This is a genomic window from Nostoc spongiaeforme FACHB-130 (assembly GCF_014698475.1).
GTDB lineage: Bacteria > Cyanobacteriota > Cyanobacteriia > Cyanobacteriales > Nostocaceae > Nostoc_B > Nostoc_B spongiaeforme.
In genome coordinates this window covers 1-12,132 of the sequence record NZ_JACJTB010000086.1, presented here as the reverse complement: position 1 = coordinate 12,132, position 12,132 = coordinate 1, and the positions used below count along the sequence as shown (strand labels likewise).

Annotated in this window: 8 protein-coding genes; 5 read left to right on the top strand and 3 right to left on the bottom strand. The window is 39.5% G+C overall.

The annotated features are described in order from the left end of the window. Positions 1-440: 440 nt before the first annotated feature. The gene (locus tag H6G74_RS30485) at positions 441-1,136 is read left to right on the top strand and encodes a response regulator transcription factor (RefSeq protein WP_062289932.1); all 696 of its coding nucleotides are present in this window, start codon (positions 441-443) and stop codon (positions 1,134-1,136) included. A gap of 745 nt (positions 1,137-1,881) precedes the next feature. On the opposite strand, the gene H6G74_RS30480 is transcribed toward H6G74_RS30485, so the two are convergent. Continuing rightward, positions 1,882-2,163 (bottom strand): Npun_R1517 family heterocyst differentiation transcriptional regulator, encoded by a 282-nt coding sequence (locus H6G74_RS30480; protein ID WP_062289935.1) that lies wholly within the window; start codon positions 2,161-2,163, stop codon positions 1,882-1,884. 916 nt (positions 2,164-3,079) lie between these two features. Here H6G74_RS30480 and ndhM point away from each other — a divergent pair. The 4 genes from ndhM (at position 3,080) to H6G74_RS30460 (ending at position 9,252) form a co-directional block, all read left to right on the top strand. Beyond that, positions 3,080-3,436 (top strand): NAD(P)H-quinone oxidoreductase subunit M, encoded by a 357-nt coding sequence (gene ndhM / locus H6G74_RS30475; RefSeq protein WP_062289938.1) that lies wholly within the window; start codon positions 3,080-3,082, stop codon positions 3,434-3,436. Between the two features lie 1,066 nt (positions 3,437-4,502). After that, complete coding sequence (locus H6G74_RS30470; protein ID WP_190971246.1) at positions 4,503-6,686, top strand: protein phosphatase 2C domain-containing protein; 2,184 nt, start codon at positions 4,503-4,505, stop codon at positions 6,684-6,686. A 166-nt stretch (positions 6,687-6,852) separates the two neighbouring features. Then, positions 6,853-8,430 (top strand): CHAT domain-containing protein, encoded by a 1,578-nt coding sequence (locus H6G74_RS30465; protein WP_190971245.1) that lies wholly within the window; start codon positions 6,853-6,855, stop codon positions 8,428-8,430. Positions 8,431-8,604: 174 nt separating this feature from the next. Further along, positions 8,605-9,252 carry a hypothetical protein gene (locus H6G74_RS30460; RefSeq protein WP_190971244.1) on the top strand — a complete coding sequence of 216 codons (648 nt, stop codon included), beginning with the start codon at positions 8,605-8,607 and terminating at the stop codon, positions 9,250-9,252. A 201-nt stretch (positions 9,253-9,453) separates the two neighbouring features. Here H6G74_RS30460 and H6G74_RS30455 read toward each other — a convergent pair whose 3' ends face one another. Both H6G74_RS30455 and H6G74_RS30450 read right to left on the bottom strand, forming a co-directional pair. Next, complete coding sequence (locus H6G74_RS30455) at positions 9,454-10,830, bottom strand: PrsW family glutamic-type intramembrane protease (RefSeq protein WP_190971243.1); 1,377 nt, start codon at positions 10,828-10,830, stop codon at positions 9,454-9,456. Positions 10,831-11,261: 431 nt separating this feature from the next. Further along, positions 11,262-11,861, bottom strand: coding sequence for a DJ-1/PfpI family protein (locus H6G74_RS30450; RefSeq protein WP_190971242.1), 600 nt, complete (start codon positions 11,859-11,861; stop codon positions 11,262-11,264). Positions 11,862-12,132 lie beyond the last annotated feature (271 nt).

Below are 12,132 nucleotides of genomic sequence, written 5' to 3'. Positions count from 1 at the left end.
CCAGCCAATATATAGGCGGTTGTTGGTGCTGGTGATCCAGTTGCAGAACTGCTCCCATACGTTGGCGCTTTTGCGCTGCTGTAAGGTTGCTGTCATGTCTTTATGATTGCTTTGTTATGTATGTTTCAGGTGTTTTCACCTGTTGTTACATATCTTAAAGGTATCTATTGCGTTTTGTAAAGTAATCTGAGGAAAGATTTACTGAATAAATATATAAGTAAAATTTATAACTACTGGAGTTATATTGGCGTTGGTAATTTTAGGCATAAAAATGAAAAGTCAAGGGTTGAGGAGAAGATGAGGGGTATAGATGTATGGGGAGGGGTGTATGTATAGGACTAAGATTTGTAGGACTTAAGCAATAACTCTCTCAAACTCTTATAACTATTGGCTGCCAACTTTCGCTAAATTGGAACAAGGTAGACTTAAGGAAGTGTTAAATGTCAGCACAACTGTTACTGGTAGATGATGAACCAGGATTAAGAGAAGCTGTAAAGGATTACTTACAAGAAAGCGGCTTTAGTGTTCAAGTTGCCAGTAATGCCCGTGAAGGCTGGGAGTTGATGGAACAGAACACACCTGACTTAGTGATTTCTGATATTATGATGCCCCAAGTGGATGGCTATCAGTTTTTGAAGCAATTGAGAGAAGATCCACGCTTTCAATCACTACCAGTTGTCTTCTTAACTGCTAAGGGTATGACAGGCGATCGCATTCAAGGCTATCAAGCAGGTGTTGACGCATATCTACCAAAGCCTTTTGATCCAGATGAGTTAGTAGCAATAGTAGAAAACTTACTTGCTCGTCGTCTTGTTAAGCCTACGTTTACAGGTGAAGACAGCGAAACTCCGGACATTGCCGAATTAGCCAATCAAATCGCGCAAATCAAAGCTCTGTTAACACAAAGAAGTGCGATCGCTCAATCTCCTGCTCCCTTCAAAATTGACTTGACCCCTAGAGAGCAAAGTGTTTTAAACCTAGTAGCTGAAGGGCTGATGAATAAAGAAATTGCTCGTCGCTTAGAAACTAGTGTTCGGAATGTAGAAAAGTACGTGAGCCGCTTGTTCAGTAAAACTGGCACCAATAGCCGTACAGAATTAGTGCGTTTTGCACTAGAACACGGTCTGGCTAAGTAAAAATTTTGGAGTAATTTTGGAATTTTTCAGTCTCAATTAGGAACTAATACTTATTCCAGCCATCTTAAAACTTAATATAGGGAAGCTACACAACATAATTACTTCACGCTTAAACATGACACAACCAGGAGCTTTGATGATCAACAAGCTCCTGGTTGAAAAGTCTATAAAAATACATTCCTAATACTATACTAAACAAGTATTTTGCCAAACTGGAAAGGTAATACCATTTTGAACTTGAGATTCTAGATTTTGGAAGGTTGGATTGGTAAGCTGCTCTGTAATCTAGCTTTCGCAATCATTTTCCAAGTTGGTGCAACTTTTTGAGTCTAGCGTCTTACCCAAATTATTCAACTACATCAGACATCAATCAATATCTGCCAGATATTTTGGACTTTTGAGATAGTCAATAACTATAGATTCATCCGGAATGCTATCTCTTGCCAAAGCGACACCCTGGTGAGAAAAATTTTACAGGTAGATAAATCTTCCTAAACTGTAAGCATCAAATTATTGATTAGCAGCTTATCTTTTTCCTTGATGTCAGGGTTGGAGCTACTTTTAGATGCTTGATAAAGTTTTTGTAAGGCAACAGAAATTAAGCTTGCAGCTTGGTAGTGAGGTTAAAAACCAACTTCATGATGCTATGGCACAGCACAGGGAATGAGCGAACTGCAAAAATTACCTTAATTATGCTTCATTCATCAACTATCGCTATTCAATTGCTGGAGAGCTGAAGAACCGACTATTGAGTGTTATCAGCAGCATTCCGTAAGCGCATCAGTTGACGACGCATTTGGGGTGATGCCTTAAATTCTGAGACTTCCTGAGCTTTCACCGAGGCTTGCAGCGTCTCTAAAAAATCATCAGAACCTTCAGTTAAAGCGTCTAGGAGTACTTGCAACAGTTGCTCGCGATCGCCCAGAAGGCTCTTTTCCTCAATCAATCGGAATTTGAGATGAATCTCGCATTCATAAACACCGACTTCAATATTATTTATTTGGCGTGGTAATGCTTTTGAGTTCATAAGTTTTGCGGATTTTTTTACTTGGTAGTCATGAAATTGAGGAACTATTATCCTCAGCAAACATCCTTTATCTTTTTTTTGAATCTATACCGCTGTAAATTAAGATTTTTAACTTATCTCATTCTGGGGTTCATTTTTATCTCCTATGTTTTTTCTCACTAGTCTTACACACCTGAAGTTATAATCTTCTTCCTTCAGAACTGGTTTAGGTAAACCATCACTATTATTCAGTTTTTAAGATTCTATACAATAAAGTTTCTGTAAGAAGTTGTTCTACCTTTTTAAAGGTTTTTACATCAACTTCATCTTAACGTCAATAACAGTTCGAGTTTTTACTGACTTTTTGGTAATTATACGTAAGTAAAATCGCTGTATTTTTTCAATTTAATTAACCCTAGAGGAAGCTTCACCATAATTACGTGAAAACACTTGATGTTAGTTTTTTTCACCAATAATTTCAGGAGATTTTGATGAATAAATTTATTAAGAGTAAAATATTGATTCTGAGTAGAGAAATATACAGCGTTTGGTAACTTATTTTAAGTACAAAAGTCAGAATTCATCTGCATCAAAAACCTGTAACTTTGTGCATTGTGCAAACGAAAACCGCAGCTATGAAATTTCGGTAGTCAAAAATCAAGTAAGAACTGACGTATAAAAATCAAAGATTAGCAGTTTAAGTAATGGTATGTAGGTATAAATGAGTTATTTGCACAAAAAATAAGTCCGGCACTACTAGCAATAGCAACACTCAAAAATCTCACCCAAAAATAAAGCAGTAAGAGGCAGTTATATGGGGAGAATAACAATTAACTACTGATGAATTAATGAAAGCTTATGGATAGAGCAGATTTTAGGGCTGGCCAACCGTCTACAATGATTTCAGTGTAATCAACTGAAACCTTTACACCATTCTATGGACAACCCAATGCTGCTCAAGTCCACAACCCGGCATATCCGCATTTTTGCGGCAGAAATTGACCGGGATGGCGAACTAGTTCCCAGTAATCAAGTTTTAACGTTGGATGTTGACCCAGACAACGAATTTAATTGGAATGAAGATGCTCTACAAAAAATTTATCGTAAATTTGACGAATTGGTAGAATCTTCTAGTGGTGCAGACCTGACAGACTACAACTTACGCCGCATTGGTTCAGATTTGGAGCATTATCTGCGATCGCTCCTCCAAAAAGGCGAAATCAGCTACAATCTATCTGCTCGCGTTACAAATTACAGTATGGGAGTTCCCCAAGTGGCTGTAGACGATAAGTAGTAGCAACCTGCACAGCAAGCACAGAGTTACCAATCAATAGCGATGAAGACTTTGCATCCTTAGCAGCCAGAATAAAAGTTGTCAGATTCAGCTTTGGTTGGCGCATAAGTCTGATTATTCAATAGCCAAGAGATTAGGAGTGATGTGTATTCTCACTCCTATCTCTTTAGAGATGTCAATTTGTCGCTGCTATATTTCACCTAATAATCGATATATATTCATCAAGCTATGTTTGGAAACCATATCTTAGAAAATAGAGATTTTTACTTTTTTGATCATTAGCAAAATTACATCGTTTGATAGAAGACAAAATCATCAGAATTAAGAACTCTGGAGCCAGAAGTCAGAATTTAGAGGTGATTTCACAATTTTTTCTGGTTCTTGTCACTATTCTGACTACTGCATTCTGAGTGATACTTTCTTACACAACAACTTTATCCACAATCATCTAATTGGAGTGCCGCAAAATTTTTGACCCTTTACTGAGAAAGTAAAAAAATTTTTCAGATCCTGGCTTTAGCAGAGTAATAACTCCAATTTAGCTAGTTTAATAACTAACTTTTTAATTCTTAAATAAAATTAATTTACAGTTTGTAACCGATCAGCCCATATAGTTCAGTAAAACACATCAGCTTAGTTTAAATTGAGGTTTATCACCCAGGTTTCTAGGTAAATTTGGAGATTTTTAACTTTAACTAAACCATATTGACTTATAAATTAAAGAAACGGTTGTATTATGTAGGGCTTTCTAATGCTCTAATTAACTCAAAGCAACCAATTACACATAAGTAAAGGTTAAGCTTTGTTGACAGGCTGAAAGTTAGTTGCACTGGCAACGGAAAGTCATAGAACAAGAAAAGTTATGATGAGGCTGTAGAATTGGCCAAGGAGTGTGATATTTGCATAAATTCTCTCAATTAAGTATTAGCATTGACTGGTGTTTCCCAGCTAGAATCATGATCCCCAGTGGGATATGTCTGTCTGTTTGCAGAAACAAGAGCAGCCTAGTACTGCTCACTGCCTATGGTTTTGAAGAAATTGCCAATCGCTAATCAGTGCGAACACTATGGAAAATGATGCGGCAACCCTTTACTGCCCAAATGAACTTTGTCAGGCTGCCAACCCCCTGACTCATAAGTTTTGTCAACGATGTTCTACACCCTTACCCAAACGATATCTCTGGGTTGTGGGTGATGTTCTAAATGTGGGTAGTCCTGGAGAAATATTAGCCGATCGCTATTTAGTCCTAAATAAATCTGTTGTTTTAGATACTAAGCCTGGATTACTCCCTCACGGATTAGAAACAGAAAACTTAGAAGCAATTAGAGCTTATTTGAGATTAATTCCCTACCGCTTACATATACCGCAGGTATATGGGGTACTATCTTTCAAAGATGGACGCTCTCGTAAAGAAATTTTACTTTTAGAAAAACCGCCTTTATTCACAGAACCGACGACAGATGCTCAATTAAGGTTGTGTCCGCAGTTAACTACTGCCTGGCGCAATGCAACCTCCATACGTCAACTGAATTGGCTCTGGCAATTAGCACATCTCTGGCAGCCTTTGGTGAGTGAAGGTGTTGCTTCTAGCTTGCTGGAAGCTCACTTGTTAAGGGTGGAAGGGCCTTTAGTGCGCTTGTTAGAATTGCGGTTTGACACTGCAACACCAACATTATCTGACTTAGGAGAATTTTGGCAGCAGTTATTACCAGACACCAAACCAGTCATTGCAGAATTTGTGAACCAAGTTAGTAATTATCTGATTCACGGAGAAATCAATTCTGCGGAAGTGCTAATCTCAGTTTTAGACCGGGGATTAGCAGAATTAGGCGAGTTACAATCGCCAAAAATTAAAATTATCACCAAAACGGACACTGGCCCAAAACGCCAACGCAACGAAGATGCCTGTTATCCACCAAGTGGCACAATGTTGAGTAAACCACCGCAAGCTACAGCATTGGCTATTGTCTGTGATGGCATTGGTGGACATGAAGGTGGGAATGTCGCATCTAATTTAGCAATTGACACTATTCAGCAACAAGTTCAACAACTCACCAAAGTTCCTTACAACCATATAGATCCCTCATTGCTGCTGGCAGACTTAGAGCAAGCTGTGGCAGTTGCTAATGACAAAATTAGCCAGCGCAATGACAGTGAAAATCGCCAGGGGAGAAAACGTATGGGTACAACCTTGGTGATGGCGTTGCCAGTAGCCCATGAGATGTATATTACCCATGTTGGTGATAGTCGTGCTTATTGGATTACACGGGATGGTTGCTACCAAGTTACTTTGGACGATGATGTTGCTTCTAGGGAAGTACGCTTGGGGTATGCCATTTACCGGGAAGCAGTGCAGCAGAGTGGTTCGGGTTCCTTGGTTCAGGCATTAGGGATGAGTTCTAGTACAGCATTACATCCAACAGCGCAGAGGTTTATTTTGGATGAAGATGCTGTGTTTCTGTTGACATCTGATGGCTTAAGCGACTTTGACCGCGTGGAAGAATACTGGGAAACAGAAATTTTACCAATTTTGACAGAAGAAACAGATTTAGTCACAGTTGCTGATAAATTGCTGGAAATTGCCAACACTAAGAATGGCCATGATAATGTGACGATCGCTTTAGTTCATTATCAAGTGAAATATGTTGAGCCAGAACTTACTTTAAAAGCAGTGATTGTTGAACCTCCTAGTATTACAACTGCTAAAGTTGCACCTAAGCCCTTACAACCAACTTTACTAGAAGATATTTCTGAGCAGAAAACTTTAATTCCCGAACATAAGTCGAGTTCTCTTCAACAACTGCCACTGCATTTGATTGTGCCAATGATTATTGCGATCGCCGCAGGTTCTTTAGGGCTGTTGGTGCGTGGATTGTTTATGTCATCGCCGTTCTTAACTACAGATCCTAGCCCCACTGTACAGCCAACTCCTACCGCCACGAATGAGCGATCGCTCAATAACCTGGCTCCTGGTTGGGTAATTACTAATAGCCAAGCAATCACCTTGGATGATCAGAAGTTAGAAGGTGGTAGTTTTATGCAAGTGGTGGAAATTGAACCAGGAGATACACCCAATGTTCAGGAATCTGTAGTTAAATTGCGGCTTTGCCCTTTAGGAAATACCTCATCTCCTCAACCTGACAAACCACTGCGAGTTAAATTAGCCCAACTGCAACGTCAAGGCATTTCTGTACTCCAATCAACCGACACCAGTAGTTGCGACAACTTATCTCAATCGTCAGATAGTTAAACTCCTGCATCTACCAAGGTGAAAATGCAACAAATACTCGATAAACTTGTAAAAGCCTGGAATAATACATTTAATAACTAGATTTAAAATTTCCAGGCGAAGAGTTTTCCTTACGGAAAATTGTTATCGCAAGTCCTTGGTTTCTACCTTTTAATTTAAAGAACCCATGCCATCCCTGAACTTAGCGATCGCCCGTCTCATCAATACTGGCACAGATAGCTTTGCCATTTGGGTGGTCAAAGCTCCCTACCCTAGTGGCTATGTTCTGCGTGACTGTGTATGGCCTGCTGAACTGAATCAAGTTTGGCAAGAGTGGCAGCAAATGTTTGCTGGACACAGTGGTTTAAATGTTACAGCCAACACAGCGCCTCAACCTGCTAACCCACTCGCCTTGAATTTAGGTAGCACTACTTCCGGTCACATGCCTGGTTACAGTGGTCGTTTAATGCAATACTTAGGGCTGTATTTGTGGCGCTGGGTATTTGACGGGCCAATTCTCAGTAGTCTCGAACGCAGTTGTGGAATTGCGATGGGACAACATACCCGTTTACGCTTTCAACTCGAAATTCGTGACCCAGATTTGATTGCTTTACCTTGGGAAATTATGCAGCGTCAACCCGGACAATCCGCGATTTCGCTTTCTCAGGACTTGCTGTTTAGTCGTACCACTAGTGAAGTTGAACCATTACCATTTTTACGTACAGATCAGGCCTTAAATATCTTGCTGGTATTAGGTCATGATGAAAACTTGGAACTAGAACAAGAAGCAAGTATTTTGCAACAAATCTTGGAGAATCAGCCGCCAATCAACCGCAATTATTCTGGGTTTGCTCCTTGTATGGTTAAAACGCTGATTCAACCAACACCGCAAGATTTGATTCAAGAATTAGAAACTAAAGCTTACAATATATTTTTTTACGCTGGTCATGGATTGCCTGGGCCAGATGGAGGATTATTATTTTTGCGTCCCGATAAGACACTCAATGGCATAGAATTGGCGCAAGTCTTAACTCGGAGTGGGTTAAAATTAGCCGTTTTTAATGCTTGTTGGGGAGCGCAACCAGCAGCAGTTAATCACCAAGCAATTCCCGCCAGCAGTTTAGCAGAAGTACTAATTAGGCATGGTGTACCTGCGGTTTTGGGAATGCGGGATGTGATTGCTGACCATGAAAGTCACAGTTTTATTCAAGCTTTTGCTGAAGCTTTGCGATCGCGCAAACCCATCGATGAAGCTGTGGCAGAAGCTCGCCAAGAAATGTTAACACTGTATAAGTTCAACCAACCTGCTTGGACTTTACCAGTTCTGTATTTACATCCAGATTTCAATGGCGAACTTGTTAAAAGCATTGATGAGGGAATTACAGAGTTACCAGATATCTCAATTATTAATGTAAATCGTGCTACTTCTAGAGCTTGTTTGCGATCGCTCTCCCCAGGAGGTAGAACTTGGTTTTTACGTGTCGGTGTAACTCGCATTGGTCGCACTCAAGACAACGATATTATAATTCCTGAACCATCAGTTTCTAAGCGTCATGCCGAAATTTTATGTCGTAATACTTATTCTGGTAATACTCCAGTACAAACTTATTATTTACAGGATCTCTCAACTTACGGTACAACTTGGTGTCTGAGTGCTAATGGCTGGCAACAAATTCTCCGGGAAGAAGTACTATTACAACCTGGAGCTAAGTTAAAGTTTGGCAATTCTGGCAATGAAACTTGGGAGTTTATTATTGAAAATTAAGCCTTCTTTCAGAATAAAAATTACAGTGAACTGTATACTTCACGCTTTATGCTGACTTTATGAAATTTTTTCCGATTCAATTACTAAATAAAAATCAGGTTCATTTTTGCGGAAATTCTAATTTCCAACTTGTAGCAGTCAGTACTGCTAAATAATTCATCAGGAGTCAACACAATGATTAACAAATTCGACAATTCCAACAATATCCCATCGTCGCCCACTCAAGCTGAATTAGAATTCCTCGAATTACTGCTAAAACCCGAAGATGTGGCTTATCCTTGGAATCCTGCCGATGAGCAATCTGAAGCATATTTTGATGAATTAGAACAGCAGTTTGCGATGCAAGATGTCCTAAAGGAAGAACTACATACTAGATCCCAATCTTTTTACGCCAAGCTAGATGGGTTATGGTCTCAGGTGACAAACTGTGCTGATTACAAATGTAATACAAAAGTCAGCATTTTTGACAGTCTTTGTGAAACTTTACATAGCACCTTTGCGGCTGGCGTACCCACAGGTTGGTTAAATGCGATCGCCCAAAAAGCCACAGAAGTGACAGCTATGCAGCAATCAATCAGTGAACAACTAGTGCAATGTGTTCAAACAGTATTACCTGCATGGGAAACCGACGATATAGAAATTTTTGCTCGTCCTTATGCTTATGCGATGCGTAGTAGCGACAAGCAAAGTCTGACATCAGTTATGAATAAAATTAAAAATCGAGATTGGGCAACTTTATCAGAAATTGAGCAAGCCAAAGTGAGTGTAGCGATCGCTTACTATGCACTCAGACAAATAGATAAGTTAGAAACGGAAGCATGAACTAAGATTCAATTTCTGTCGATAGTGTGAATGTTGTTAATGCTAAAGTTTCGATATGAACTTCATTTTAGATAAAATACTCCCAGAATAAAGTCAAGTTAAGACAATCTTCCCAACAAAGCAATCTATCTTGAGATAGAAAAAACTGGGCAGAAAGCAAATTTATGACTTCTACCCTGATCGGTTAGGTTTGCGAGAGATTTATTTAGGGCCGAGAAAGCGAGTTGCAAAATTTTGCGATCGCGTTGGTGATAATGCCCTCGCCTTTAAAATTGCTGCCATCAACACAGCGTAAGCTAAAACTCCAACCACCACCAATAAAAAAGCGTTAATCGAACCCAGCGCGTTCCATAAAGCATGAAGTACAGATGCACTTAAGTAGCCGATAGAAAGAATTTGCCAACCCTGACTGGGTTTGAGAACAGCCAACCCAATAAAATATCCCAGATAGCCACTGTAAGCCATGTGACCCGCAACCGAGCCTAAAACACGCGGAATCAGCAATTGTAACCCGGCTAATTGACCAGCCGCACCAATACCAACTTGTTGACTCACATTTTGAGTAATATCTGGTACATACTGTCCCAGAGTTTCTAAAAGTGTGAAACCCAAAGCTGAAGCTGTGCCGAGAAGAATACCATCCAGAGGTTCCCACACACCAATATTTTCGCGCCAAGGTGAAGGTAATTTACTGCCAATGAAATATGCGCCTAAGATTGGCAAAGCCTTGAGCAGTTCTTCCATCAACCCTGCACCAAAGAACATTCGGATGAAAAGTTCTGTAATCGTAGCATCTTGAGCGGCGGCTAAGTTCCCTGGCAAGACGACACGAAAAATAAAGATAAATAAATCTAAAATTGGACTCAGCAAAATTAAAGCTGTAGTCAGCGCCGTACCAATGAGAACCCACCAAGGTTTAGGCTTACCACAAAGTTGATAGACAAAGTAGTAAACTACAAAGCCAATGTAACTAGCCACAATCACTTGGTTAGCCTGTGGTCTACCAACAGTAGCAAACATCAGCACTACAAAAACTACTGTAAGTATTCCGGGGACAAGGTAAGCTTTACGAGTTAAATCCTTACCAGTAGAAATAATGGGAAAAAGTTGTGTAAAGCTAACTGAATCAGGCTGTTTGATTTGGGTATGGTTTTGAAAGTTAGCAGCAGAAGGCAATGATGCGTTTTGTTTCGTCATCATTGTTGGTTGAGGTATCAAGTCATACTCAAAAATAAATTGTGGCCCATCACTACCTAAAGAAATGCGATCGCCTGATTGTAATTCTTGACATCCATAAAAACGTTGACCATTGAGATAAGTACCATTAGCACTGTTTAAATCGCAAATTACCCAAGTAAATTTATTATCTGGAGATGAAGAGAGAGGGCGAACCGCAGCATGACGACGAGATACCATTCGATACATCATGGCATCCAAGACAACCTGACAGCTGGGGTCACGTCCAATTACCATCTCTTTACTTGCGTGTAGCGGGTAACGAGATTCTGAACCAAAAGCTGCTGCATTACCAGACACCAGCCGCAGAAAAGCGTTATGTCTTGCGTTTTTGCCTGTCATCGAGTTAGAGTGTCTTCCCAAACTAATTCATAAAATATTCTGGTAGGATGACTTAACCTTAGCCATACCGACAGCAGAATTACTAAATCCACTATAGCTTTAGTTTCTGCTCAGAAATTCAAAATTTTCTCATGCAAAATTTAAAATTATCTCACTTCATATTGACAAGCATTATGGCTATTTTTAGTGTCTTATGTACCTGTTTGTTGGTAAATATTTCTCATAATACATAGATTTTATGTTATGCAAAGCCCCCGACCAAAAAATGTGCAGTAATGGTTGAAATTTTTAGTAGTATTTGCAACATATTGAGACATTTATCGCAATCTCATTTTTTTTCAGAATTCTGACTCCAGAATTCTGAGAAAAAATGAAGAAAAAACCTTATACTTTTTTGAGGTATAAGGCTTGGCTAATTTTATATTTCATCCTTAAACTTGGGTAAATTCTGGATGTTCAATTTTAGTGCCAAGTACTTTGAGAAACTCAGCCAGCCAACGGGAATGTGCAGGCCAAGCTGGTGCTGTGACTAAATTTCCGTCTACAATGGCTTCATCAACTGGGATTTGGACATAATTACCACCAGCTGCACGCACATCTGGACTACAAGCTGGATAAGCTGTACAATTTTTGCCTTGCAACACATTAGCCGCAGCTAATACCTGTAAGCCATGACAAATAGCAGCAATTGGTTTATTGGCTTGAGCGAAATGACGAGTAATTTCTAATACCTGTTGATTTAAGCGGATATATTCTGGTGCGCGTCCTCCTGGTATAACGAGTGCATCATAAGTATTAACATTTACCTCAGCAAAAGTGGCGTTTAAAGTAAAATTGTGTCCAGGTTTTTCAGTATAAGTTTGGTCGCCTTCAAAATCATGAACTGCGGTTCTGACTTTTTCACCAGCTTTTTTGTCTGGACAAACAGCATGAACAGTGTGTCCTAGCATTTGCAAAGCTTGGAAGGGAACCATCACTTCATAATCTTCCACAAAATCGCCTACAAGCATCAAGATTTTTTTAGCTGCCATTTTGTTATCCTCAATTTTTCATCAATGGTCATTTTTTATTTGTTAACGGTACTCTAAAAAATAAATGATTTAATTTATTTACTCAACAAAACTTATATCTACATAACATACGTAAGTGTCACAATTGGTAGTCGGTGCGTGACGCTATCAATCTTATAATACCAAGTCTAAATGAGCGTGCATAGAACTGTAGAATAAAGAACATGGAAGAAAAAGACTCATGAGGAAGCAATGGCACGCCCTTTCAATCTAGAAGTTCAAGAAAGTGCTG

What these genes read in the sequence shown, in the direction of transcription:
- H6G74_RS30460 (WP_190971244.1), top strand. Translation starts at nt 8,605, where the DNA reads ATGATTAACAAATTCGACAATTCCAACAATATCCCATCGTCGCCCACT.
- H6G74_RS30485 (WP_062289932.1), top strand. Translation starts at nt 441, where the DNA reads ATGTCAGCACAACTGTTACTGGTAGATGATGAACCAGGATTAAGAGAA.
- H6G74_RS30465 (WP_190971245.1), top strand. Translation starts at nt 6,853, where the DNA reads ATGCCATCCCTGAACTTAGCGATCGCCCGTCTCATCAATACTGGCACA.
- H6G74_RS30450 (WP_190971242.1), bottom strand. Translation starts at nt 11,861, where the DNA reads ATGGCAGCTAAAAAAATCTTGATGCTTGTAGGCGATTTTGTGGAAGAT.
- ndhM (WP_062289938.1), top strand. Translation starts at nt 3,080, where the DNA reads ATGGACAACCCAATGCTGCTCAAGTCCACAACCCGGCATATCCGCATT.
- H6G74_RS30455 (WP_190971243.1), bottom strand. Translation starts at nt 10,830, where the DNA reads ATGACAGGCAAAAACGCAAGACATAACGCTTTTCTGCGGCTGGTGTCT.
- H6G74_RS30470 (WP_190971246.1), top strand. Translation starts at nt 4,503, where the DNA reads ATGGAAAATGATGCGGCAACCCTTTACTGCCCAAATGAACTTTGTCAG.
- H6G74_RS30480 (WP_062289935.1), bottom strand. Translation starts at nt 2,163, where the DNA reads ATGAACTCAAAAGCATTACCACGCCAAATAAATAATATTGAAGTCGGT.